The organism is Comamonas odontotermitis (assembly GCF_020080045.1).
GTDB lineage: Bacteria > Pseudomonadota > Gammaproteobacteria > Burkholderiales > Burkholderiaceae_C > Comamonas > Comamonas odontotermitis.
Window position 1 is genome coordinate 3506582 of record NZ_CP083451.1, and the last position, 26919, is coordinate 3533500.

At 62.3% G+C, this 26919-nt stretch carries 15 protein-coding genes; 4 read left to right on the top strand and 11 right to left on the bottom strand.

Translation table 11 applies throughout. The features are described from left to right. Positions 1–15: 15 nt before the first annotated feature. Together LAD35_RS16225 and queF are read left to right on the top strand one after the other, a co-directional pair. Complete coding sequence (locus LAD35_RS16225) at positions 16–879, top strand: 2OG-Fe(II) oxygenase (protein ID WP_224150020.1); 864 nt, start codon at positions 16–18, stop codon at positions 877–879. A 53-nt stretch (positions 880–932) separates the two neighbouring features. Beyond that, positions 933–1790: an NADPH-dependent 7-cyano-7-deazaguanine reductase QueF gene (gene queF, locus LAD35_RS16230; RefSeq protein ID WP_224150021.1), complete on the top strand. Its 858-nt coding sequence runs from the start codon at positions 933–935 to the stop codon at positions 1788–1790. 33 nt (positions 1791–1823) lie between these two features. Here the strand turns inward: queF and dinB are convergent, their stop codons facing one another. The 5 genes from dinB to LAD35_RS16255 form a co-directional block, all read right to left on the bottom strand. Continuing rightward, a complete protein-coding gene (gene dinB, locus LAD35_RS16235; RefSeq protein WP_224152747.1) occupies positions 1824–3056 on the bottom strand; it encodes a DNA polymerase IV in 1233 nt (410 codons plus the stop codon). A 141-nt stretch (positions 3057–3197) separates the two neighbouring features. Then, positions 3198–4520: an MFS family transporter gene (locus tag LAD35_RS16240; protein WP_224150022.1), complete on the bottom strand. Its 1323-nt coding sequence runs from the start codon at positions 4518–4520 to the stop codon at positions 3198–3200. Between the two features lie 85 nt (positions 4521–4605). Continuing rightward, a complete protein-coding gene (locus tag LAD35_RS16245; protein ID WP_224150023.1) occupies positions 4606–5532 on the bottom strand; it encodes a DMT family transporter in 927 nt (308 codons plus the stop codon). Between the two features lie 130 nt (positions 5533–5662). Then, the gene (locus LAD35_RS16250) at positions 5663–6775 is read right to left on the bottom strand and encodes a YidB family protein (RefSeq protein ID WP_224150024.1); all 1113 of its coding nucleotides are present in this window, start codon (positions 6773–6775) and stop codon (positions 5663–5665) included. A gap of 197 nt (positions 6776–6972) precedes the next feature. Beyond that, positions 6973–8142, bottom strand: a complete 1170-nt coding sequence (locus LAD35_RS16255) for an alpha-hydroxy acid oxidase (protein ID WP_224150025.1) — start codon at positions 8140–8142, stop codon at positions 6973–6975. 326 nt (positions 8143–8468) lie between these two features. On the opposite strand from LAD35_RS16255, the gene LAD35_RS16260 reads away from it, so the two are divergent. Then, positions 8469–10130 (top strand): L-lactate permease, encoded by a 1662-nt coding sequence (locus LAD35_RS16260; protein WP_224150026.1) that lies wholly within the window; start codon positions 8469–8471, stop codon positions 10128–10130. 37 nt (positions 10131–10167) lie between these two features. On the opposite strand, the gene LAD35_RS16265 is transcribed toward LAD35_RS16260, so the two are convergent. The 4 genes from LAD35_RS16265 to xdhA all read right to left on the bottom strand — a co-directional run bounded on the left by LAD35_RS16265 (position 10168) and on the right by xdhA (position 17006). Next, positions 10168–11429, bottom strand: a protein-coding gene (locus tag LAD35_RS16265; protein ID WP_396022754.1) for an IS3 family transposase whose coding sequence is annotated in 2 segments (ribosomal slippage) — positions 10168–11072 and positions 11072–11429 — 1263 coding nt in all. Because the reading frame shifts where the segments join, the coding sequence is not laid out codon by codon here. Between the two features lie 143 nt (positions 11430–11572). Further along, complete coding sequence (locus LAD35_RS16270) at positions 11573–12874, bottom strand: NCS2 family permease (protein ID WP_184707627.1); 1302 nt, start codon at positions 12872–12874, stop codon at positions 11573–11575. 126 nt (positions 12875–13000) lie between these two features. Then, the gene (gene xdhB / locus LAD35_RS16275; protein ID WP_224150028.1) at positions 13001–15424 is read right to left on the bottom strand and encodes a xanthine dehydrogenase molybdopterin binding subunit; all 2424 of its coding nucleotides are present in this window, start codon (positions 15422–15424) and stop codon (positions 13001–13003) included. 1 nt (position 15425) lies between these two features. Further along, positions 15426–17006 (bottom strand): xanthine dehydrogenase small subunit, encoded by a 1581-nt coding sequence (gene xdhA, locus LAD35_RS16280; RefSeq protein ID WP_224150029.1) that lies wholly within the window; start codon positions 17004–17006, stop codon positions 15426–15428. 220 nt (positions 17007–17226) lie between these two features. On the opposite strand from xdhA, the gene LAD35_RS16285 reads away from it, so the two are divergent. Further along, complete coding sequence (locus tag LAD35_RS16285; protein ID WP_224150030.1) at positions 17227–18483, top strand: lytic murein transglycosylase; 1257 nt, start codon at positions 17227–17229, stop codon at positions 18481–18483. 82 nt (positions 18484–18565) lie between these two features. Here the strand turns inward: LAD35_RS16285 and pbpC are convergent, their stop codons facing one another. Next, complete coding sequence (pbpC, locus tag LAD35_RS16290; RefSeq protein WP_224150031.1) at positions 18566–20833, bottom strand: penicillin-binding protein 1C; 2268 nt, start codon at positions 20831–20833, stop codon at positions 18566–18568. Further along, entirely contained in the window at positions 20833–26796 is a 5964-nt protein-coding gene (locus tag LAD35_RS16295; RefSeq protein WP_224150032.1) for an alpha-2-macroglobulin family protein, read from the bottom strand. Before LAD35_RS16295 ends, pbpC begins: the two co-directional genes overlap by 1 nt. Between the last annotated feature and the right edge of the window lie 123 nt (positions 26797–26919).

A 26919-nucleotide genomic window follows, 5' to 3' on the forward strand; every position in this document is an offset into this window, starting at 1 on the left:
CGCGAAAGGAATGTCATGACAGCCTCGCAACCCATCACCCCGGAATTGCGCGCCTGGATTATTGAACAGGCGACTGCCGGTGTCAGCGCCGAAAATGTCTTCAAGGCCATGTGCGACGCCGGGTGGAACGAAGATATAGCCGAATCCGCCATGGAAAAGGTGTTGACCGAACACCTGCAGCACCTGCACGGTGCCAATACCGAAATTGCCTCCGTCATCCACCGTCCGCTGCCCGAACCTCCGCTGGCCGATGCACCTGGCTCCATCCATGTCGGCGACCGCGATGTGAACGTGCTGCTGAGCATGAAACACCCGCGCGTGGTGGTATTTGGCAATCTGCTGTCCGATGAAGAGTGCGACGCCATCATTGCCGCGGCCAGGCCGCGCATGAAGCGGTCGCTGACTGTGGAAACCAAGACCGGCGGTGAAGAAGTGAACGCCGACCGCACTAGCGACGGCATGTTCTTCCAGCGTGAGGAAACCCCGGTCGTAGCCACCCTGGAGCGCCGCATTGCCAAGTTGCTGAACTGGCCGGAGAACCACGGCGAAGGCCTGCAGGTGCTGCATTACCAGCCTGGTGCAGAGTACAAACCGCACTACGATTATTTTGACCCCACCCAGCCTGGCACGCCCACCATCCTCAAGCGAGGCGGCCAGCGTGTCGGCACCCTGGTGATCTACCTGAACAACCCGGAAGCCGGTGGCGGCACCAGTTTTCCCGACGTGGGCGTCGAGGTCGCACCGCGCCGTGGCAATGCCGTGTTCTTCAGCTATGCAGCCCCGGACCCTTCGACCAAGACCCTGCATGGCGGCTCGCCCGTGGTGCGTGGTGAGAAGTGGATCGCCACCAAGTGGCTGCGCGAAAGCGAATTCAAGTAAAAACAGCTGCTGGCGCTCTCTCATAAAGCGCTTTTAGCTATTCATTTAATAGCATGACTTTTTCTTCCCAGCCCGAGCAATCGCCCCTGGGCCAGCGCTCGGCCTATATCGACCAATACAACCCGACCCTGCTCTTTCCACTGCCGCGCGCTGCCAAGCGTGCCGAGATCGGATTGCAGGACGACCGGTTGCCGTTTTTTGGCGCCGATCTATGGACGGCGTATGAGGTCTCGTGGCTCAACCTGCGGGGCAAGCCACAGGTGGCCCTGGTGAATTTCACCATCCCCTGCGAAACACCCAACATCATCGAGAGCAAATCCTTCAAGCTGTATCTCAATAGCTTCAACAACAGCCGCTTTGCCAGCGCGGGCGATGTGCGCGCCAAGCTGGTGGCCGACCTCAGCGAAGCCGTATGGCGCGGCGCGCCGCACAGCGCCACCATCGGCGTCCAGCTGATCGAGCCCGAACTGTTTGATGCCCAACCCGTACAGGAGCTGGACGGCCTGAATCTGGATCGCCTCGATATCGATTGCGACCGCTACGAACCCGCGCCTGAACTGCTGACCGCCGCATTCGACGAGCCACCCGTCACCGAAACCCTGACCAGCCGCCTGCTCAAAAGCAACTGCCTGGTCACCGGCCAGCCCGATTGGGGCAGTGTGCGCATCAGCTACAGCGGCCCGGCGATCAACCAGGAAAAGCTGCTGCAATACATCGTCAGCTTCCGCAACCACAACGAATTCCACGAGCAATGCGTCGAACGCATGTTTGTCGATATCTGGCACCAGTGCCAACCCATCCGGTTGACGATATACGCACGCTATACCCGCCGTGGCGGGCTTGACATCAATCCGCTGCGCACCAGCCAGCCGATGGCCCTGCCGGCCAACGTGCGCACGGCGCGCCAATAAACGCCTTTTCCGGAAATCTGCGCAAAGGCGACTTCATTCGTCCTTGAACAGCGGCAAGGTGTAAGGATCGGCAGTTCGCTCCTGCCCTTCCCGTTGCGCGCGCATCTCCGCTGCCTTGATTGCCTGCGCGTCGCCCACCATACCCTGGGCCGCTGCCTGCTCCTGCGGCAGCAGGTTGCCCACTCGCACGCCCAAAAGGCGCAGGCGCTGCTCCAGCGGCGCGCGCTTCAGGCACTGGCCTGCGGCATGGCGAATGGCCCTGGCATCACTGGTATAGAGCGGCAGGCTGTGGTCTCGGGTGGCGATGCGGAAATCGGTAAAGCGCAGCTTGATCCCAATCGTTCGCCCGACATAGCCCTTGCGCTGCAGGTCGGCAGCCACACTCTCGCACAGCTCGGTAAAGATCGCGCCCAGTTCCGCCCGGTCGCGCACCGCGTGCAGGTCACGGTCGAACGTGGTCTCGCGGCTCATCGATACTGGCTCGCTCTCCGTCACCACGGGCCGGCTGTCCTGCCCCCAGCAGGAAGCATGCAACCAAGCGCCATAGCTACGGCCAAAGTGCTCCACCAACCAGTGCAATTCCTTGGCCGCCAGATCGCCCAGGGTGTTGATGCCCAGCGCCTGCAATTTGGCATCGGCCTTGGGGCCCACGCCGTTGATCTTGCGACAGGCCAGCGGCCAGATCAGTGTCTGAAGGTCACTCTCCAGCACAATGGAGACGCCATTGGGCTTGTTGAACTCGCTCGCCATCTTGGCCAACTGCTTGTTGGGCGCCACGCCGACCGAGCAGGTCAGGCCTGTTGCGGCATGTATCTCGCTTTGCAGGCGCAGTGCCAGGCTGCGCCCATGGTCATTCTGCCCGCCATCGACATGGGTGAAATCGATGTACACCTCGTCCACGCCCCGGTCTTCCATCTGCGGGGCAATGGAGGTGATGATGGCCTTGAACTGGCGCGAAAACTGCCGGTAGCGCGCAAAATCCACAGGCAGCAGAATCGCCTGCGGGCACAGCTTGGCCGCCTTCATCATGCCCATGGCCGAGCCCACCCCAAAGGCGCGCGCCTGGTAGGTGGCCGTGGTGATCACCCCGCGCCCGACATAGTCCTTGAGCAGGGGAAATGCCTCTACCGGAATATCTGCGAGGCGCCCGCCATAAGCAGCGACCAGCGCGTCGTCCTCACGCCGCCGCCCGCCTCCGATGACCACCGGCAGCCCCTTGAGCTGCGGATAGCGAAGCAGCTCGACCGATGCGTAGAACGCATCCATGTCCAGATGCGCCACGCGACGGCGTGGCGGCAATGCTGGCAGTACGGACTCTGGGGCGAAATCGTGGCTCACGCCTTATTGTCGCCGCGCACAGCAAACCCGGCACAGTGGCCGGGTTCGGTCAGGGACACACGTGACGCATCAATGGTCATGATGCAGGTAGGCAGCCTGCTTGGGCAGCCGCAGGCTGAACAGGAACGCCACCACCATCATGACCGACACGTACCAGAAAAACGCGGTCTCATGGCCTGCGTTCTTGAGCGCCAGCGCCACAAATTCGGCTGACCCGCCAAATATGGCGTTGGCCACCGCGTAGGCCAGCCCTACGCCCAGCGCACGCACTTCGGGCGGAAACATTTCCGCCTTCACAATGCCGGAGATCGAGGTGTAGAAACTCACGATGGCCAGGGCCACCACAATCAGAAAGCCGGCCATCTCCGGCGACGTGGCACTGTGCATGGCCGTCAGAATCGGCACGGTACAGATGGCCCCCAGAGCACCAAACAGCATCATGCTGGTGCGCCGGCCAATGCGGTCTGAAAGCGCACCGAACAGCGGCTGCATGCACATGTAGATGAAGAGGCAGACGGTCATCACATAGCTGGCCGTCTTGATGGGCAGGCCTACACTGTTGACTAGGTACTTCTGCATGTACGTGGTGAAGGTGTAGAAAATCAGCGAGCCCCCGGCGGTATAGCCCAACACCGTGACGAAGGCGCGCCAATGGTGCTTGAACAGATTGGCGAGCGTGCCCGTTTCCTTGTCGTGCATGGCTTCCTGCGATTGCGTCTCGTGCAGGGTGCGGCGCAGCAGCATGGCCACCACGGCAGCGACAGCGCCGCAGACAAAAGGAATGCGCCAGCCCCAGGCGCGCAGCTCGGCATCGGTGAGCACCGCTTCCAGAATCACGATCAGCAGCACGGCCAGCAACTGGCCACCGATCAGCGTCACATACTGGAAGGATGAGAAAAAGCCGCGCTGCCCCTTGAGAGCCACCTCGCTCATATAGGTGGCAGTGGTACCGTATTCGCCGCCCACCGACAGCCCCTGGAACAGGCGGCACACCAGCAGCAGAAACGGCGCCAGCGCACCGATCTGCGCGTAGGTGGGGAGGCAGGCAATCACCAGGGAGCCGGCACACATCATGGTGACCGAGATCAGCATGGACTTCTTGCGGCCGTACTTGTCGGCAATCCGGCCAAACAGCCAACCGCCGATCGGACGCATCAGAAAACCCGCAGCAAACACGCCAGCCGTATTGAGCAATTGCACCGTCGGATCGCCCTTGGGAAAGAACGCCGCGGCAAAGTAGATGGAAGAAAAGGCGTAGACGTAAAAGTCAAACCACTCAACCAGGTTGCCTGATGAGGCCGCCATGATGGCGAAGATGCGGTGGCGCTTTTCTTCCGGGCTGTAATGTGGCGGCGTGGCCGAGGTGGCGGAATTCGGAGTGGTAGTTGTCATTGGCATGGTCCGATGAAAGAAACCATGATGCGCCGCGCGCATGTACCCTCCTTGTCGGACGGACGCTGAAAACGGTTACTGGCAATTACAGCTGGGTGCAAATAATGACAATGCCCACCAGCATCAGCGCAATGCCCCACTTCTCGTTCACGCGCAGCTGCTCCTTCAGAAAGCGACGTGAGACGATGTAGCTGAAGATCACCTCAACCATGCCCAGGGTTCGCACCGAGGCTGCGCTCTGCAGCGCATAGGCGCTGAACCAGGCAAGCGAGGCAGCGCTGCCCATGCAACCCGCAATCAGCGAAACCCGCCACGCCTTCGCAATGCGCACCAGCACACCCGGGCTGCGCCAGGCAAACCACAAACCCATGGCCACGGTCTGCATGCATTGGGCAACAAAAACACCCCAGGCGCCGGACAGCAAGGCGCCCGGTGCCTTCAATTCAAGAGCAGCACCCCGAAACCCCACGGTAGCGATCGCAAAGCACGCGCCACATACCAGGCCATAAAAAGCCGCTTTGCTGCGCCATTCAAACCGCGCGCCAGGCAGGCGTGGCGGCATCGACAGCAAGGCAACGCCCAGGGTGGCTATAGCCATCGCCCCCACCGCCCATGCGGTTGGCAGCTCATGCAGGAAAACCGCGCCGAACAGCGCCACCTGCAGTACCTCGGTTTTGGACAGGGTCACCGCTACCGCAAAATTGCGCTGCTGCATCGCCAGCAGCAAGGCACCGGTGGCAGCAATCTGAAAGAACGCCCCCAGAGCAATCCAGCCGAAATAGGCCCAGCTCCAATGGTCGATCCTTGGAGGTGTCTGTGGCAACGTATAGAGCAGCACCAGCGCCAATGCCGCGAGTGGCAACCCGTACAGAAAACGCACGAGAGTCGCAGGCCAGGTACCCAGGTCTGCAGTGAGCGAGCGTTGCGCCGCGTTGCGCGCCGTCTGCGCCACTGCGGCAAACACCACCAGCAGCATCCACCAGCCACCCCATTGCATTTCCCCATCCGCCATACCCTGCCCGCTCCTAGAAAGTGCCTGCGATCGTAGATGAATGGCACTGCGGCGGCCCATGCATTTGGCGATGTGCGCCCCTCACAAAAAAGGCCACCCGCAGGTGGCCTTGCTGGAAAGTTGCATCGCCTCAGTTGGCGCGCAGCACCACATCCACACGGCGGGAGGCCGCATTGGTGTTGCCGGTATCGGAGGTTTCCGCAGGCTTTTCAAGTACCGTACGGTCAACAGGCACACCAGCCGCTGCCAAGGCTGTCTGTACCGCCATGGCACGCTGCTTGGACAGCTCTGCATTCTTGGCGGCATCACCCGTGGGGTCGTTGAAGCCCGATACGACCGCCTTCACGTCGGTGTGCGATTGCAGATAGCCGACCAGGGCCTTGGATTTATCCGCAAATTCAGGCGGCACCTCGGTCTTGCCGGTGTCAAAGAACACCTGAAGCTTGGGCACATCCTGCACCATGCTGTCGATCACGGCAGCACCCGCAGGGGCTGCGTCGGCAGTTGGCGCCGATGCCGCGGCGGGAGCGGGAGCTGCAGGCTCTGGTGCAGGAGCGGGAACCGGAGCGGGCTCAGGGGCCGGAGCAGGTGTTGCCGCTGGTGCAGCAGGCGCGGGCGCGGTATCTGGAGTTTTCTTGCCGCAATAGCTGATCCCGAAAATCACCACCAGCGCGCCGATGATCCAAGGCAGCCACTTGCCGATACCGCCTCCTGCTGCAGTCGCCGTACTGGCGGCAGCAGTGGAGACTGTCGATGCCGCAGACGATACCGCTGCGGTGCCTGCGCCCACCACCCCTGCTGCAGCTGCGGCACCGCTGCCCAGTAGGCCGCCAAGCAGGGATTTTCCGCTGCCGATCAATGCCACCGCTTCTGCAGGCAAGGTGGCGGGGAGCATTCCATTGGGCGAGAGACGCGAAACCAGCGCAGGCAGCAAAGCCCCAACCGCCGATGTCACGGCATCCTTGGGCAGGTGCAGCTTGTCGCTCAACGTGGACAGCAAGCCTCCGGATGCACCGAAAACGCTGCTCACCTCGTCATTGGTAGGCGTGCGGGATTCTTCCGTGGTGCTTAGCCAGCTGTCTGCCAACCCACCCAGGCCCGCAGAACGAAAGCGGTCCAGCAAGCCCGATAGACCTCCGTTGGCCGGGTCCGTGATGTAGGCCAGCACCATGGCAACCAGGTCTTTGGCCTTGTCGCCCAGACCAAAGCGGTCTGCCATGTCTCGAATCAAGGTGTCGAACATTCTCGTCCTCCTGTGATGGGAATCGCCAACCAGCGGATGCCGTTAGCGATTAAACCAGTGTAGGAAGAGGAACGCGCCGAGCTTGTAGGACAATGCGCAGGCGTTCAGAAACGCTTTCTATATTTTCAAATGATGACAAATACTTGCAACATGGCGTCCGGCGCGGGCCGCTGGCTCGCACGGCAGTCATTCGCGCCTCAATAAGGCAGAGGATAGGTTCCCGGCACCAGAATCTTGCTGTCCACCTGGTTGATGTTGGTGTGGCCGCAGAAGGCCATGGATACATCCAGCTCCTTCTGAATGATCTGCAAGGCCTTGGCCACGCCCTCCTGGCCGAAGGCACCGAGCCCGTACAGAAAGCTGCGTCCGATCAAGGTGCCTTGTGCGCCTAGCGCCCGGGCCTTGAGCACGTCCTGCCCGCTGCGGATGCCGCTGTCCAGCCAGACCTCGATGTCCTTGCCCGCTGCCTGGGCAATGGAGGGCAGCGCATCGATGGTGGCAGGCGCACCGTCGAGCTGGCGGCCACCGTGGTTGCTCACGATCAGGGCATCGGCGCCCGTCTGCGCCGCCAGGCGCGCGTCTTCCGCCTCCATGATTCCCTTGAGGATCAGCTTGCCGCCCCAGCGCTTCTTGATCCACTCCACGTCACTCCAGTTCAGGCGCGGGTCGAACTGATCCGCCGTCCACGACGCCAGGGAGCTCACATCGCCCACGCCATCGACATGGCCCACGATGTTGCCGAAGGTACGGCGTTTGGTGCCCAGCATGCCCATGCACCAACGTGGCTTGGTTGCCAGATTGATCAGGTTGCTGATGGTGGGTTTGGGGGGCGTCGACAGGCCATTCTTGATGTCCTTGTGGCGCTGGCCGAGGATCTGCAGATCCAGCGTCACCTGCAGGGCCGAGCAATTGGCGGCTTTGGCACGGTCGATCAGGCGCTCCATGAATCCGCGATCACGCATCACATACAACTGAAACCAGAATGGATGGCGGTCGGTGCCTGCGGCAACGTCCTCCAGCGAGCAGATGCTCATCGTCGAAAGCGTGAACGGGATGCCAAAGGCCTTGGCCGCCCGGGCCGCCAGAATCTCGCCATCGGCATGCTGCATGCCGGTCAGACCTGTCGGAGCAATCGCCACAGGCATGGACACATCGTGCCCCGCCATGGTGGTACGGGTGCTGCGGCCTTCCATATTGACGGCCACGCGCTGGCGCAGCTTGATTTTCTGAAATGCAGCTTCGTTGTCGCGGTATGTACTCTGGGTATAGGAGCCTGAATCCGCATAGTCATAAAACATGCGCGGAACGCGCTTCTGGGCCACTACGCGCAAGTCTTCGATACAGGTGATCTTGGATAAATCGGACACAAATCTTCCTCTGATGAATGCAGTGTTTGGTATAGGCAGCGTCTCATATGCTCGATGCGCCCTGTCATCACCAACCCCTGCCGACTGTCACAAAAGCAACAGCTTGGGCGTTGGTTTATAAGGAGCTACGGGTTTTTCTGAACTGCAAACCAAATGTCAGGCCGACATTATGTCGAGGTTCGATAGCGCTGGGGCCTGCTCACATACCCTCGGAATCGCGCATGCCCTGGTCTCAGTTCCCATGACGGTTGCAGCACCACCTTGCCTTGGTTGCGCAGACTCCGAACACCTGCGCCGTGGAGCACCGCCACAACGAGGAGTCAGGTATGGTTTGGCAGCAGATCTACAACCCCCTGGGCAATATGGTGCTCTCCACCTTGCTGGCGGCATTGCCCGTCGTCGTCATGCTGGTGGGATTGGGCTTTTTACACCTCAAGGCGCATATCGCAGCGGGCGCGGGCCTGCTGTGCGCCCTCATCATTGCGATCGCCGTGTATGGGATGCCAGCCGACATGGCAGGGCGCGCCGCCGTGCTGGGTGGCCTCACCGGCCTGCTGCCCATCGGCTGGATCGTGCTGAACATCATCTTCCTGCACCAGCTGACCGAGCAGAACGGCAGCTTCAAGATCCTGCAGGATTCGATCGCCGGCATCACGGAAGACCGGCGCATTCAGTTGCTGCTGATCGCCTTTGCCTTTGGTGCCTTTTTTGAAGGCGCCGCTGGTTTTGGCACGCCGGTGGCCGTTACGGCCGCCATTCTGATCGGCCTGGGATTTTCTCCGCTGGCGGCCTCCGGCCTGTCGCTGATTGCCAATACCGCACCGGTGGCCTTTGGTGCCCTGGGCACGCCAGTCATCACGCTGGCCAAGGTACACGGGTATGACGTCATGGAAGTGACCGCCATGGTGGGCCGCCAGTTGCCTTTCTTCTCGGTGCTCGTGCCGTTCTGGCTGATCTGGGCCTTTGCCGGGCGCAAGGCCATGATGGAGATCTGGCCCGCCATCTTGGTGACCGGCCTGTCATTTGCCATTCCGCAGTACCTGGTCTCCAACTTCATCGGCCCCGAACTGGTGGACATCATCGCCGCCATCGTCTCGATGGCCTGCCTCATCGGCTTTCTGCGCATCTGGCAGCCCAAGAACATCTGGCGCAGCACCTCGCTCAAAGGCCGCGACAACGGCGAAAGCGAGGGCGATGCACCCCGCGCCATCACCCAGCACTCGCGCGCCGATGTGATCCGTGCCTGGACGCCCTGGGCCATCCTGACCGTGTTCGTCTTCATCTGGGGCCTGCCCTCGGTCAAGGCAGCGCTCAATGGCCTGTTCTCGCCATCCTTCCCCATGAGCGGCCTGCACAACATGATCGAGAAGGTGCCACCCGTCGTACCTAATCCGACCAAGGAAGGCGCGGTCTATGTGCTGAACCTGCTGTCGGCCACCGGCACCGGTATCCTGCTGTCGGCCATTGTTGGCGGGTTGGTGATGAAGTACAGCCCGGTGGCACTCGTCAAGCAGTTCTTCAAGACGATCTGGCTCGTACGCTTTTCACTGCTCACCATCGTGCTGATGCTGGCGCTGGGTACCCTCACCCGCTACTCGGGCACCGATACGACACTGGGCCTTGCCTTCGCCAATACCGGCGTGCTCTACCCCTTCTTTGGCACCATGATGGGCTGGCTGGGCGTGGCGCTCACCGGGTCTGATACCGCATCGAACGTGTTGTTTGGCGGCATGCAGAAAGTGGCGGCTGAACAGCTGGGCCTGTCGCCTAACCTGATGGGCGCCGCCAACAGCTCAGGCGGTGTGATGGGCAAGATGATCGATGCGCAATCCATCGTCGTGGCTTCAACCGCCACACGCTGGTTCAACCACGAGGGCGACATCCTGCGCTATGTGTTCTTCCACTCCATTGCACTGGCTTCCCTGGTCGGCATCTTTGTCACCCTGCAGGCCTATGTCTATCCGTTCACACTGATGGTGGTGAAGTAGCCGCAACATACGCTCCCGCACCCTGACCCGTCCTAGATTAGGTTGACACCTGGGACGGTAATTCAAGCCGGCGGATGCCGGCCAAGGACGCCCGATGCACCGCATCGGGCGTTTGCATTTTCAACGATAGATGGGGACGCTCGGTGTTGTAGATCCTCACCGACTCGCCCACCATGCGCCGGGCCTGCTCCAGGTTGGCGGGCCGCTGCAGCAACAGCTCGCCTTTGAGGATACCGTTGACCCGCTCGGCCAGCGCGTTCTGGTAGCAGTCGTAGCCATCGGTCATTGAGCAGTACAGGCCGTGGCGCCGATGGATGCTCTGGTAGTAGCTCGAGCAGTACTGGATGCCCCGATCCGAGTGGTGCACCAAGCGCTGGTGGCTTTGGCGGGCACGCAAGGCCATCTTCAGAGCCTGGGCCATCGGCTCGGTTTGCAGGCTGTCATGCACATGCCAGCCCACGATCTTGCGCGAGTAGGCGTCGGTGACCAGGCTCAGGTAGACGAACTTGTCAGCCGTGGGCAGGTAGGTGATGTCGGCCACCCAGACCTGCTCGCTGGCCCTGGCGCACACCTGCTGCTCGCCCGCCTTGAGCAGGTTGGGATGACGACGAAGCCGGTGATGGCTGTCGGTGGTCTTGTGGTACGCCCGCCGTGCGGGCACCAGCATTCGGGCGTTGCGCAGCACATCGAACAGCGCATCGCGCCCCAGACGGATACCCGCCTGCCCCAGCGGCTCGCGCAGCACATGGTGCAACTTGCGCGTACCCAGCCTGGGCTGGCGAACCCGCCAATCGCGCACCAGCTGCACCACCGCCTCGGCCCGGCTCTCACGCCGTGCGTGGCGCCGTTGGCCCTGGTAGTACGCCTGCCGGCTCAGCCCCATGCAGCGGCAAGCCCTCGCCACGCTCAGCCCTTGGACGAGCCGCTGCGCGAGGACTTGCCCGAAGGCTTTTTTACGACGCGCACTCCATAGTCCTTCTTCAGAACATCAAGCATCGCCTCGAACAGCTGGGCCTTCTCGTTGGCCTCTTTGAGCTGCACTTGCAAGGCCTTGATCTGCTGCTCGGGCGTCAGTGCTTGGGGCGTTTTGTCTGGGGGCATGGCTGCACATGATGCACCACGCCCCCAACCTTGGCGACCATGCTTGCGCAGCCATACCAGCACCGTTGATCGACCCTGGATCCCATAGCGCGTCTGCGCTTGCTTGTATGTCAACTCGCCTTTTTCCACCTGCTCGACCACTGCCAGCTTAAAAGCCAGCGTGTAGTCCCTCTGGGTTCGCTTGGAGCCTGATTCCATGAGACTTGCCTTTTCCTTCAAGAAAAGGTGTCAACCTCCGGCAGGACGGGTCACCCATAAGAAAAAGGCCATCGCATGATGGCCTTTTTGCTACCCGGCGCACGACGGGTGTGCGCCACGGCTATCCGATCAATAGCACCTCATCAATGCCCGCCGATATAGGCAAACTTGAAGAGGAAGAGCGCTGCGATGATCCACACCATCCAGTGCACTTCCTTGACGCGGCCGGTGAAGAGCTTGATGGCTGCATACGAGATGAAGCCGAAAGCCAGGCCATTGGCAATCGAATAGGTGAACGGCATCATCACGGCCGTGACGGCTGCGGGAATCGCCTCGGTCGAGTCATCCCATTCCACTTCCACCAGTTCCCTGAGCATGAGGCACGCCACAAACAGCAGCGCTGGCGCCGTTGCATAGGCGGGCACGGAGCCAGCCAGCGGCGCAATGAACAGGCAGGCGAGAAACAGCACAGCCACCGTCATGGCCGTCAAACCCGTGCGGCCACCGGCCTGTACGCCCGATGCGCTTTCCACATAGGCGGTGGCGCTGGAAGTGCCGAGCAGAGACCCGGCAAAGATCGCGCCGCTGTCTGCCAGCAGCGACCGGTGGAAACGCTCCATCTTGCCCGGCACCAGCAGGCCCGCGCGCTTGGCAACGCCCATCAGGGTACCAGTCGCATCAAACAGCTCCACCAGAAAGAACACCAGCACCACGTTGAGGAAGCCGCTGGAGAGCGCAGTCTTGATATCCAGCTTCAAGAACGTCGGCTCGATCGACGGAGGCGCCGAAAACACGCCGTTGAACTGGTTACCGCCAAAGAAGAAAGACGCTACCGTCACGGCCAGAATGCCGATCAGGATGGCACCGGGTACCTTCAGGCGGTCCAGCACGATGATGAGCAAGAAGCCCAGGCCGAACAGGATCACCGATGGAGAATGCAGGTCTCCCAGCGTCACCAGCGTGGCCTTGTCGCCCACCACGACGCCCGCACTCTTGAGAGCGATCAATGCAAGGAACAGACCGATACCGACGGTGATTGCCACCCGTATCGACTGCGGGATGCCCTTGATGATCTGCTCGCGTATCCGGAACACCGTGACCAGCAGGAACAGACAGCCGGAGATGAACACCGCACCCAGCGCGGCCTGCCATGTGTAGCCCATGTGCAGCACCACCACATAGGCAAAGTAGGCGTTCAGGCCCATGCCGGGCGCTATCGCGATCGGGTAGTTGGCGTACAGGGCCATCACGGCAGAGCCCAGCGCGGCAATCAAGCAGGTGGCTACAAACACCGCCCCCTTGGGCATGCCCGCGTCACCCAGGATGGAAGGGTTGACGAACATGATGTACGCCATGGTGAGGAAGGTGGTGAGGCCCGCCAGGACCTCGGTGCGCACGGTGGTGCCGTGCTCCCCCAGTTTGAAATATTTCTCCAGCCAGTTCATCGCTGCGTCTCCGTGTTGTTAATCATTGGTGTGAAATGCATTTCCCTGATTGCGCAAAGCATGCTGCAAAACCTGCAAAAGGCGGCGAGTATCGCAGCAAGGCAGGCCGGCTGCATGCCCGGCCGCTCAAACCCCTTGCTGCACGTTTTCTATCGCGTTCAAAACCGCCTCGGCAGTTGCAGGTGCCCGCAGCGGCGGGCAGTTGCCGGGTGCGCCGCAAGCAGCCACTGCATCGCGAATCGCAAAGAACACCGAAAACGGCAACAGCAGCGGCGGCTCGCCCACGGCCTTGCTGCGGTGGATGGTGTCGTGCGGATTGGCGCCTTCGAACAGTTGCACGTTCAGCACCGGCGGGCAGTCGTTGGCTGTCGGAATCTTGTAGGTACTGGGCGCATGCGTCATCAGCGCTCCCGTCTTGGGGTGCCAAACCAGCTCTTCCATGGTGAGCCAGCCCATGCCCTGCACAAAGGCACCTTCCACCTGGCCGATATCGACGGCGGGGTTGAGTGACTGCCCCACATCGTGCAGCACATCTGCACGCAAGAGCTTGCTCTCACCGGTCAAGGTGTCCACCAGCACTTCGCTCACGGCGGCTCCGTACGCAAAGTAGAAGAAGGGGCGGCCATGCATGGTCTTGCTGTCCCAGGACAGGCCAGGTGTCGCGTAGAAGCCGTCCGACCACAGCTGCACCCGCTCCAGGTACGCCTCCTTGACCACATCTTCAAAAGCCAGGGTCTTGCCATTGACCTGCACCGTGTCGTTGGCAAAGCGCACTGCATCGGCTGCACCGCCGTGACGCTCGGCCATGCAGGCCGCCAGGCGCTCGCGGATCTGCCGCGCCGCATCCTGCGCGGCCTTGCCGTTCAGGTCGGTCCCTGTCGATGCCGCCGTGGCCGAGGTGTTGGCCACCTTGGTGGTATCCGTCGCGGTGACGCGCACGCGCTCGAAAGCCACGCCCAGCTCATGCGCCACGACCTGGGCCACCTTGGTGTTCAGGCCCTGGCCCATTTCCGTGCCGCCGTGGTTCACCAGGATCGAGCCATCGTTGTACACATGCACCAAGGCCCCTGCCTGGTTGAAATGCTTGACGTTGAAGGAGATACCGAACTTGACCGGCGTGAGCGCAATGCCGCGCTTGAGCACCGGGCTTTGCGCGTTGAATGCAGCCGCCTCCGCCCGGCGCGCACGGTAATCGCTGCGCGCTTCCAGCTGCGTCACCAACTCGTCGATGATGTTGTCATCCACCACCTGACCGTAGGGCGTGACGTTGTGCTCCGTCTTGCCATAGAAATTGGCGCGGCGCACATCCAGCGGGTCCTTGCCCAGCTGGCGTGCAATGGAGTCCATGATGTTCTCCATCACGATTGCGCCCTGCGGCCCGCCAAAACCGCGGAAAGCGGTATTGCTCTGCGTATTGGTCTTGCCCATGAAGCCTTGCATGCGCACATTGGGCAGCCAGTATGCATTGTCGAAGTGGCACAGCGCCCGCGTCATCACCGGCGCCGACAGATCCGCAGAATGCCCTGCGCGCGACACCATGGTCACCTCGGCGCCCACGATGCGACCCGCGTCGTCGAAGCCAATGTCGTATTCATACCAGAAGCAGTGGCGCCGCCCCGTGATCATGAAATCGTCATCCCGGTCCAGACGCAGCTTGACAGGGCGCCCCAGCTTGCGGGCTGCCACCGCCGCAACACAGGCAAACAGCGCCGATTGCGATTCCTTGCCGCCAAAACCTCCGCCCATGCGCCTGCATTCCACATGCACATCGTGCGCGTGCACGCCCAGCGCATGCGCGACCAGGTGCTGCATTTCACTCGGGTGCTGGGTGGAGCAGTACACATGCATGGCCTGCCCTTCCTTGGGAATGGCGTAGCTGATCTGGCCTTCCAGATAGAACTGCTCCTGGCCACCCACTTCCCACTGGCCTTGCAGCCGGTGGGGTGCGTTCTCGATGGCCTGCGTGGTTGCACCTGCCTGCGTCTCTCGCGTCAGCTTCATCGGTGGCACCACATACTGGCCGCGTGCATGGGCCTGCTGCGGAGTCAGCACCGGCTCGGCCGCTTCCACGCTGGCAATCTTCTTGGCCAGCGCCGCTGCCCGTCGCGCGGCCTGTCGCGTGCGTGCAAGCACGGCAAACAGGGGTTGACCCAGGTAACGGATCTCGCCATCGCACAGAATCGGGTCGTCGTGGATGATCGATCCGCAGTCATTGACACCGGGAATATCAGTCGCCGTCAGCACAGCCACCACATCGGGCATGGTGCGCACGGCATCCAGGTCCAGCCCCAGCAAGCGGCCATGGGCTATCGGCGCGAGGCCCAATGCGCAATGCAAGGTGCCTGCCAACTCGGGCATGTCGTCAATGTAGGCGGCCTCGCCTGCCACATGCAGCGCAGCCGATTCGTGGGTGCGACTGATGCCGACGCGACGTCCCTGTTGCAGTGCCTGCGCTTCCGTATCGGTATCGATGCGCAGCGCCTGGTTGTCGCTGTAATGGGCAAAGGCCTCTGCACCCGCCAGCAGCTGTTTGGGAATTGCTTGGTTCATGTCAGGCTCCTTGCTCGCTGGTAGCGCGCACCACATGGGGCATCACCGACCACACGGTGGTATCGGCACTGGCAAGCGGGGCATCGGCCCTCGTCTCCAGCCACAGCCGCTGCAGCAGGTTTTGCGCCACTTTCATACGGTAGGTGTCGCTGGCGCGCATGTCGGTCATCGGTTGAAAATCCTGCGCCAACGCCTGCTGCGCAAGCTTGACGGTTTCTGCCGTCCATGGCTGGCCCAGTACAGCAGCTTCGGCCTTGGCCGCGCGCCTGACAGTGGCTGCCATGCCTCCAAACGCCATGCGCACCGCCTGCACCTTGCCTTGCGCATCCAAGGCCACGGCCAAGCCTGCGCACAGTGCCGAAATATCGCAGTCAAAACGCTTGCTGATCTTGTAGGCTCGCACCTGGAAATTCTGCTGCCGCAGCTGCGCCAATGGCACCACCAGGCCCTGCACGAACTCTCCGGGCTCCATCTGGTTTTTCATGTAGTCCAGATAGAAATCAGCCAACAACATCCGCCGCACGCGCTCGGCCTTGCGCAGCACAATCTCGGCATCCAGGGCCATCAGCACCGGGGGTGCGTCGCCAATCGGCGATCCGTTGGCCACATTGCCACCCATGGTTCCTGCATGGCGCACCGGCGGCGATGCAAAACGCAGCCACACATCCTGCAGGCTGGGAAAGCGCTGCGCCAGCGCGGCCCAGGCGTCTTCCAGAGAGGCTCCGGCGCCGATATGGAGCGAACCGTCGCGCTCCTCGATCTGGCGCAGCTCGGCCACGCGGCCAATGGCAATGATGTCACCCAGCTCGCGGAACTGCTTGGTGATCCACAGGCCTACGTCTGTAGTGCCAGCAATCAGCCGCGCCTGCGGAAGCTGCGCGCGCAGACGGGCCAGGCTGTCCAGGCTGGCAGGGGCGTGGAACTGCGCCGTGCCATCGCTGTACTGCCAATCCGCATCGCTGTGCAGAGACTGGAGTGCAGCCACAACAGGCGCCGTATCGAACTGGCGACCGGGCAGATCGAACATGCGCTGGCCCGCATCCAGAATCGGCCGGTAGCCGGTGCAGCGGCACAGGTTGCCCGACAGCGCATCGGCCAGTTGCTGCCGGGTGGGAGCAGGGCTATGTTGCGCCTGCTGCTGTTCGTAGACAGACCACAGAGACATCACAAAACCCGGAGTACAGAACCCGCACTGGGAGCCGTGGCACTCCACCATGGCCTGTTGCACGGGATGCAGATCGGCGCAGCCCGCATCAGCCTGCGTCGGCTTGCAGGCGGTTTTCATGTCTTCCACAGTGAACAGCGCCTTGCCATGCAGATTGGGCAGCAGCTGGATACAGGCGTTCACGGTCTGCAGCTTCAGGCCCTGCACCGCCTGCGGATCGCCGGCTTCGGCAAGTTCAGCCACCAGCACGGTGCAGGCACCGCAATCGCCTTCATTGCAGCCCTCCTTGGTGCCATGGCAATGGGCATCTTCGCGCAGCCAGTCCAGTACGGAGCAGGTAGGCGCCGTGCCATCGACTTGCGTGATGCGGCCCTGGTGATAAAAACGGATAGGTTGGGGTACGGTCGGCTGGCTCATGGTGGGTATTGCCATGCCCGGCTGGGCACACGGCTTCAAATTTCCTATCAGCGTAGTGTGCCGCGCCGCCCAGCGCATAACAACCCGGCGATAAGCGCTATTGCCCAGCCCATATAGTTTTGGGTTAACCCGTACAAATTGAGGCAGTTCCAGCCATGACAGTGGTCGTCCGTACAGGGTTTACCAGAGTGCGCGTCACCAAACAGGTATATTGCGCAGCATGAACTTTCGCCGCACCTCCCTTGCCTTGCCCCAGCTTGCCTTGCTTGCCAGCCTGGGTTTTTCAGCCCCGGCCGCACTGGCACAAGCCAGCCCGCCGCAAGAGCCGCCCCAGCTCAGCAGCGCGGAGTTTCAGTCCTGCCTGTCGGAGCTGCGTGCCAGCAAGGCCTTCGCCGCCATCACCCCGGCCACATTCACGCAGTACACCGAGCACCTGCAGCCCGATGCCACGGTGCTGCCGCTTCTGAATCGCCAGCCCGAGTTCAGCATGCCGGTGTGGGACTACCTGGCGGTGCTGGTCGACGACCAGCGTGTGGCCGATGGCCGCGCCGCCTACTCCAAGTGGCAGGACACGCTCGCCAAGATCGAACAGAGCACCGGCGTATCCCCTCAGATCGTGGTGGGCGTGTGGGGCGTCGAGAGCAATTTCGGCCAGAACCTGGGCGGCCGTTCGCTGGTGCAGTCGCTCGGTACCCTGTCCTGTTTTGGCCGTCGCCAGGCCTACTTCCGCGGCGAATTCGCCAGCGCGCTGCGCATTCTGCAAGAAGGCCACATCGCAGAATCCAAGCTGGTCGGGTCATGGGCAGGTGCATTTGGCCAAACCCAGTTCATGCCATCCACGTTCTTTCGCAGCGCGGTCGATTTTGACGGCGACGGCCGCCGCGACATCGTGGACAGCGTGCCCGATGCGCTGGCCTCCACGGCCACGTTCCTGAAGAATGCCGGCTACCGCCCAGGGCAACCCTGGGGGTTTGAGGTGAAGCTGCCCGCCAACTTTGACGCCAGCGATGCAGGGCGCAAGAACAAAAAGCCCATTGCTACCTGGCGCGCTGCAGGAGTGACACTGGTGAACGGCCAGCCACTTCCCGACAGCCTGCCCACTGCCGGGTTGATGATTCCTGCCGCCGGTGGCCCGGCCTTTTTGGTGGGGCGTAACTTTGATGCGCTCTACAGCTACAACGCATCGGAAAACTACGCGCTGGCGATTGCCCAGCTGTCGAACCTGGTGGCCAGCCCCGCTGAAAGCCGCACCGGCTTTGTCGCAGCCTGGCCCACGGATGACCCTGGCCTGTCACGCGCACAGAACAAGGAACTGCAGCAGGCGTTACTCGCTCGCGGCTACGACATCGGCAGCGCTGATGGCATGATCGGTGCCAAGACGCGCGAAGCCATCAAGGCCGAGCAAACCCGCCTGGGACAGAAGGCCGACGGCCGCGCCGGCCAGAAGCTCCTGCGCGCCATCTCTGCCAGCAACTGAAACAGGGTCATGCTGTGGCAACAGCATGCCGTATATACGGTCCCCAAACGAGCAAGCTGCCAAAGCCGCTTTTCATACAAGTTCAGCGCCTGGACTGTTTCACACCCGCGCCCCGCACTTCGAGCCGGATGCTGTCCAGGACCTCTCCCTTGGCATTGACCAATTCCACCTGATGGCGCCCGGGCCACGGCAACCAGGCCCAGCGCGCACCGCGGGCCACTTCCTTGCCATCCATGCGCCAACGTGCCGATGCACTGTCTGCCACGAACTGCAGACGCTGGCGGTCCGGCGGGATATCCGGATCGACCGCTACGATGGTGCCGTTCGCTGGCGCCACGATGCGGGCGAGGGTAGACGCCTGCGCATCGCCCGGTTGGCGGCTCGCGGGCAACTCGTCCAGGCCGCTCGCCTGGCCATCAAGCGCAAATCGCTTTTGTGCGGTGCCAGCCAGAAACCACTCCTGGCGCCGCGCTTCCAACGCAAAACCTGCACCCGGTTGCCCTTCTGGGGCAACACCAAAATCCACCCATTGGACCGCCACGCCCGCAGGTGCCTGCGGCGCGCGGCTGGGCCGGTCCCGGTGCAGAAAACCCATCATCGCCGCCCACATGGGCGCCGCACCGCTGGTGCCGCTTACCGAATGCATGGCCGCACCGCTGGCATTGCCCACCCACACGCCCACGGTGTAGCGATCAGACCAGCCAATGGCCCAGTTGTCGCGCATGTCCTTGCTGGTACCGGTCTTGACCGCCGTCCAGCTACGCGTTCCCAGCACGCTGCTGGTGCCAAACGTACGCACGCGGGCGTTGTTGTCGGCCAACATGTCGCCCACGATGAAGGCCGCGCCCGCATCCATCACCTGTTGGTACTGCGGCTTGGTGGCAACGGCTGTGATGGATGGGGCGACCGCGCTGTAGCGCCCGCCATTGGCCAAAGCACGGTAGGCATTGGTCAGTTGCAGCAGCGGAATTTCCGGGCTACCCAGCGCCAGGCTATAGCCAAAATAGCTGCCCGATTCACGCATGGGCATGCCCAGGTGGTTCAATTGGTCAAAGAAATCGTCGACCCCTACCATCACCAAGGTGCGCACAGCCGGCACATTGAGGGACGCGCCCAACGCCGTTCGCACTGATACCCAGCCTTTGAAGCTGCGGTCATAGTTTTGCGGAATGTAGAGGCCGCTGGCGGTAGGAATGCGCGCCGGCGAATCCTCGATGAGCGAGGCTGCCGTGAGCTTGTGCTCCGCAATGGCCTGGCCATACAAAAACGGCTTGAGCGTGGAGCCCGGCTGTCGGGGGGCCAGAACAGCATCCACCTCGTCAGCCTGGCTCAGCGCGCCCGATGACCCGATCCAGGCCAGCACCTGGCCCGTGGCGTTGTCCAGCACCAAGATCGCGCCATCCTGCACATTGCTCGTGCGCAACTCCTGCAGGTGCTGGTTCAGCGTATCGACAGCAAAACGCTGCAGCGGCGCACTGACCGTGGTTCGCAGGCTGGCTACACCTTGTAGGCGCGATGCAGCCACTTTGGTGTCGCGCTGCTCACGCAGCGCAATGCGGCTGAAGTGAGGCGCGATGCCGTTGCTTGCTTCAAAGGCCCGCTTCTTGAGCGCCACCTCGGTGAAGAACACCACGGCGTCACAATCCACAGAGCCAACACCAACACCGGCGCCCGCGCGCATGTCCTTGAGAACGCCGCAGGCCCGCTGCCCTACCTGCACGGGGCGTGCGTTTGGTGCGCGCACCAGCGCGGCGGCCACTGCGGCTTCACGGTCATCCAGCCCATGTGGCGCCTTGTCGAACAAGGTGCGCGAGAGCGCGTCGATGCCCACCATCTCGCCGCGAAACGGCACCAGGTTGAGGTAGGCCTCCAGAATCTGGGTTTTGCTCCAGCGCCTATCCAGCACCTGGGCCGCCACGGTCTGTCCCGCCTTCTGCACCACACTGCGCCCCCCGCTACTGCGGCGCCAGTCGCCATCCAGCAAACCGGCCAGTTGCATGGTGATGGTGCTGGCACCGCGCGTGCGCTGATTCCACAGGTTGTCCCAGGCCGCAGCCGTTACCGCCGCCCAGTCCACCCCACTGTGTTCAAAGAAGCGCCGGTCTTCGCTCAAGACCATGGCAGTGCGCAATGCGGCGGAAACCTCCGTCAGCGGCACCCAGTCGCCCCGCCGCACCGAGGAATCCGTGCGCACGCGCTGCAACAGTTCACCCTCGCGCGACAGCACGCGGGTTTCCGACGATTTGAAATCCTGCTGAACTTCGGCAAAGCTGGGCACCGCATATGCCAGCGGTGAGTGCGCCAGCCATACCACGGCCAGCGCACGCAAGGGGTTGGTCCATCGCTGCATCACTTGCTCGCTGGCACCACCGTCATTTTGGCGTTGGGCACCATGCCAAACATCTCGGGCGCGTACAAAGCTTCGATGCGGGTGGCAGGCATGGCGAACTCGCCCGTGTTGTTGACGCGGAAGCTGTACTGCAAGCTGAGCTTGCCCTGCGGCAGGTACCCATAGTAGGCGCGGTATGCCTCGAACGAACGCTCCTCAAAGGCCTTCCAGCCCCAGCCGGTGGATTTCTCGCCATCGGTTGCCAGCGCCGAATCGCGGCCGAGGCCACTGCCCAGAATGGTGGCGCCGCCAGGCACTGGGTCGGTGATCGCAACCCAGGTCATGTTGGCGCTGGCATTGACCTCCAGCGTCACCCGCAGCACATCGCCACGCGTGTACTGGCCTGCCGGCAGGCTCTTGTTGGCCTGTTCCACTGCTGTGATGGTCTTGCTGATGGTGTAGCCAGCGGACAGTTGCGATTTGAGCGGTATCGCTGCCTGCGACTGCACCGTCAGCCACGGCTTGCCCGTGCCCTTTTGCTGCACCTTCAGACTTTGCTGGCCATTGGCCCAGGGCAGATCCATGGTGTTATTCAACCACGGCGAGATCTGCTCCGTCGGACCCACGGCACGCTTGCCGCCCTGCGCCAGCAGCTCGATCGCATCCGGCGCCTTGGTGATGCGGCTCCAGTCCACCGACGCACTCTTGCCTCCCATGCTTGCTTCAGTCGTCCCCGTCACCGGTTCAGACTCATACATGCGCGAGAAGCGCTCCAGCGCCATCGCGCCCCACAGGTTCGCAGTGGTAGTGCTCCAGGCACCGCTCTTCTGGCGACCGATGAAGCTGCTGGCCAGGCGAGGCAGATCATCCTTCCAGGCAGGATCACCCATGATGACGAGCATGAAGCGCGCCAATGTGGTGTCGCCGTTTTGCATCAGCCACCACCAGTAGTCGTTGTTCTCGTTGGCGAACAACACCTTGGTGCCCTGGTAGCTCAGGCGCGCACGCAGAATCTGGTTGGCCTCTTCCATCAGCTTGGTGCGGTTGGGCGCATCCTTCATATTCTGCAGAATCGACAGCCAGTCCACCACAGCCTGCGTGGGCCAGTCGTTGGGGGCGATGTTGATGCTGGTGAGCATGCGCGGCTGCGCCTTGCCGTGCAGGGCAAGTGCACTGATGGCGGCAATCTTGCGCACATCCAGGTCCGCGCGCGGGCTCCAGAACTTTCGCTCGATCTTGCCGTCAACAAACTTGCCCAGCGCCGCAGCCATGCGATCCAGCGACGCGGCAGGCAACGCAAACTGTGGATCGAGCTTCTTCATCTCGAACGAGGCCTGCAGCAGGTATGCAGTCAGGGTATCGCTGCCGGTATTGCTGCTGCCGGGTTGCGGCGGGAAGTAGTTGGCCAGGCCATCACCATCCAGGTAGGTGGGCAGGCGGTCCATGGTGTCCTTCCACATCGCTGCATCGCGCAGGCCGATGGCCTTGCTGGATTTCTGCTCCAGGCATGCATAGGGGTAGTTCACCCACCAGTCCCGTACGCCAGGCAAGCCTTCGGCCAGGCGCGGCACCATCGACAGCTTGAGGCCACCGCGCCCTGGCAGCGCGTCCGCAGGCGCACTCACTGGCATGTCCAGGTTGCCATCAAGCTGCACCAGGGTCGCCTGCAAGGTGGTGACGGCCACTGCAGGCACCACGCGCTGGCTGACCTTGAGCGCATCAGCCGCGTCGCCATTCTTGTCCTTGGCTGCAATTTCCCACAGCAACTCGCCCTGGCGGCTTTGCGACATATCGGCAGGGGCCGTCACCGTCCACGACACCAGCTTGGCATCTCCTGCGGGGATTTCCACGGTCTGTGGCTCCAGTTGCAGCAAGGTTGCCTTGGGCGTGACGACAACCTGCATCGGCTTGGAGGTTGTGTTGCGCAGGGTAACCTGCGCGTCGTATTTGTCACCATCGCGCACCAGCGGCGGCAGGCCGCTGATGATCTGCAGTTCCTGCGAGGTGCGGATCTGCGTGCTGCCGGTACCAAACAGCTCCAACCCGCTGTCGGCCACCGCAACGATCTTGAAGCTGGTGAGTGCATCATTCAGCGGCACATCCACCTCGGCCCGGCCATTGGAGTCCAGAATCACGTCGGGCTTCCACAGCAGCAAGGTGTCGAGCAGTTCGCGGGTCTGGCCGCTGCCGCCGCCGCCACCTGCCGCCACGGCCTTGCGGCCATAGTGGCGCCTGCCGATGATTTCCATCTGCGCCGTCGAAGTCTCCACGCCCCAGGCGCGCTTCTGGTACATGGCGTCGAGCAGCGCCCAGCTGTCATTGCGCTTGAGTTCCAGCAGGGCCTGATCCACCGCCGCCACAGCCACGCTCGCACCAGCCGCTGGCTTGCCATTGGGCAGCTTGGCTTCGATCGTCACCTTGGCAGTATTGCGGATGCGGTAGTTTTCCTTGTCGCTCTTGACCGTGACGGCCAACTGGCGATCGGCAATGCCCACACGGATTTCGGCCGCACCCAAGCGGTACGCAGGCTTGGACAGATCCACCAGCGCCGTCGGCGCCACGTATTCCTTGCCTTCGTACCAGAAGGCCGTCCACCATTCACGCGGCGATTTGAAGCCCCAGGTGAAGAAGCTGTACCACGGCACATCGCGCAGGCGGCCACGCAAGGCCATCACGCTCACGTACACATTGGGGCCCCAGCCTTCCTGCACCTTCAGGTGAACGGTAGGGTCGTCACCGCGCAAGGTCATTACCTGGCTCTGGATGATGCCTTCGCGCTCCACCGTCACCAGCGCCGTTGCCTCACGGAAGGGCATGCGTACCTGGAAACGGGCGGTATCACCCACCTTGTACGCTTTCTTTTCAGGCAGCAGATCCATGCGGTCGTTGTCATCGCCGCCAAACCACAGCTCGCCTTGCTTGGTCACCCAGACGGAGGTCGCCGCCTGCGATATGCGGCCCTTGTCGTCCTGCGCTTCTGCAATCAGCTCAACCTCGCCGTTGTCCTTGAGCTGGGTGCTGCAGTCGAGCATGCCTTTGGCGTCGCTCTTGCCGCTGCATACAGTGCCCAGGTCCTGAAAGCTCTCATGGTTTTCGTAGCTGTAGAAGCCCCCCACCATGCGCTTGCGGGTGGAAGTGACGATGCGCGCCACAGCCTTGACCTGCAGCTTGACACCTGAGACCGGTTTGCCCGAAGGTGTCAGTGTCAGCGCCTGGAAGGAGAGCTTCTTGTCCGTCGATGCCCAGTTCTCGGCCTTGATGCCTGCCACCACGGCAGCGGGCCAGATCACACTGCTGTGGCTCAGGGTCTGTACCTCGCCATTGGGGTCTGAAAAGCTGGCTTCCAGCAGCAGATCCTGCGGTGCTTTCGATGTCGGAATCTTGTCGATGACTGCCGTACCCGTGCCGTTCGCATCCAGAGTCAGCGGCAGCTTGTCGGCGATCACCCGGCGATCACTGCTGTAGTCCTCGCTGTCAGCGCCGGGCAGCCTGCCGCTGAGATGAGGACGGCCAAACGAGAAGCTGTCGTAATCCTCAAACCCCACATAGTGCGACTGCACTGCAGCCGAGGCAGTGACAGCCTGGCGCGCGGCAGCCCCGCCCGACAGGTACGAAAGCTGTACCTGCGCGCCCAGCTTGTCCGGTTGCACGATGGGCGCAGCCATATCGGGCACCACGCTGCCCTTGAGCACAGGAAGACGGAACTCTTCGACACGGAACGAGCCCGTGCCGAGCTCTTGCGAACCCCATTTGCCTTTTCCGCCCTTGAGACTGATGTTGTAAGTACCCAGCTTGGCCGACTTGGGAATCTTGAACTCGGAGCTGGCAGACAGGCTGTTGCCCGGGCGGCTCCAGTGCAGCGGCAGTTCAAACTCATCATTGCTGCCCTGGTGCGTGATCACCACGGTGCCTGGCAGTTGCTCCTTGTCCACCAGACCCAGACCATTCAAGGTCTGGGTACGGATGATGTGCTTCATCGACACGGTCTCGCCCGCGCGCAGCAGGCTGCGGTCGAGGATGGTGTGGGCCACGACATCCTTGAGCGGGCTGGTGTCGGTTTCCAGGTTGTAGCGCCAGCTCTCGATGCCACGCTGCCAGTCGGTCCAGACAAAGGCCATGTCGGGGTTGCCATCGACCGTGGCACGCGCACTCACAAAATAGGCGGAACTGGTGTCGTCCTGCGGCCCCAGGCATTGAACCGAGCGCTGGGTCTGCAGCTTCTCAAAGCGCGCAATGCCATCCTTGTCGGTGGTTGCCATCTCCAGCGTCTTGCCATCGCAGCTGGATACGCGCACTTGTGCGCCCGGCACGGGCTTGCCTTTGTCCAGGCTCGTGACCCAGGCCATCGAGTTCTCCCGACCCAGCTTGAAATGCACACCCAGATTGGTAACCAGGGCCGAGGTACGCACATACATCACGCGTCTGGCAGCTTCGTAGCCTGTATTCAGCAGCGCATCACCCAGCATCGGCGAGGCGATCTCGACCACATGGAAACCCGTGGGCAGCGGAATGCCCACCACCTCGAATGGCCGGGGATCCTTGCTGTCGGACTTGGGCAGCGCCAGCTTCTTGCTGCCGCCCTGCCCCTCCAGCAACGAGAGCATGCGAGCCTCCACATCGTCCTTGCTGCCATCTGGCAGGGGCTTGGGCAGTGGCGTTTTCGAATCCTTGGCAGCGTCGGTGCGGCGGACCGATTTCCAGCCGTCGTAATACTGCACCTTGTAGTACCAGCGGATGATGTCCACATCGCTTTGCAACTGCAAGGTACTGACCGTGCCCTTGTCTTCAATGGCAACATTGCTGAGGTTGAGATCCTGCTCCACATTGCGCAAGGTCACCGGCAGGATGGCTGGTCCCTTGTCGCCCTCGGCAAAGCGCTCCACCACGCCAAAGGGTGCGGCAGCGAACTTGGCGAGCGGCGGCATCAACCCGATCTGCACCTTCAGGGGAAAGAGATTGGCGTTGCTCAGCTTGCGGTCGTGCACATCCTTGAAGCCCGAGGGCAGCACGATGCGCAACTGGTCTTTCTCGGCAAACGGGGGCGCAAAATCGACGCGAGAGACTTCGGTGTCGTCGTCGCCGTCTTCCACATCGGGCTTGAGCGGGCCCTTGGAGGTCTCCAGCCGGATGTCCCTGGCCAGCTTGCGGCTGATCGGTGCGCTGAACATCATCGCCAGCGGACGAATCGGCAGACAACCCGATTGCGCATTGGCGCGTTCACAGGTGAACTCGGCAGTGAATGGCGGTCGCACACGGAAGTTGAAGCGGCGTTCACGCTTTTGCAAGACCCCATTGTGCGTACTGACGCCAGGGCCGATCACCAGGCTCATCTCCGCGCCGTCGGGCAGTGCGCGCTGGCATTGCAACGCCACAAAGCGCTGCGGGTTCCGAGCCAGTTCGTTCTTGCCAAACTCATGCACCATGAAGGCCTGCGACTGCGCAGCGCTGAGCAATTTGACAGGGATGCGCTCACCAATGCCCTTGACGGCGCACCAGCTGCTGCTCTCGACCGTCTTGTCGATCACGTCGGCATTGAACTGCAGGCCAAAATACTGCTGCGTATCCAGATCCTGGTAGCTGCTCGGTGCGTTGCGCACCACCGACGGCCCGCCGGTGCCAAAGCGGTACTGTGCTGCACCTTTGACCTGCTCGCCGGCTGCGTCCTTGAGGCCCGCGAGCTTGTCCACCGTGCAGTTCACACCAGGCGGAAGATCATCGGCCAGATCCAGCACCCATTCCTTGGGTCCTGTCCAGCGGCCAGTGGCCTGGCTGATTACCTGTTTGTTGTCGCAATCGATCTTGACCGGAGCGGCCGCGCGCAGGTCGCCCATGGGCACCACAGGCGCATCGAATTTGACGACGACCTGGCGCACCCGCGCCACCTCACCCTGTGGCGATACCGCCGTGATCGTGGTGGCATGCGCGCCTGCCGCCAGCGCCGCCCATCCCAGGCCAGCCAGCCAGTGTTGTATTCGTTGATTCACAAAGCTCTCCCTTTGGATGGCGAGAGCGTACCAAAATTCCCCCTGGCAACGGGCCTCTTTTCAGGGGGAGCGCTGAACACGATCAAGGCGTTGCATTTAGCAACATATATGGCAACATTGCCA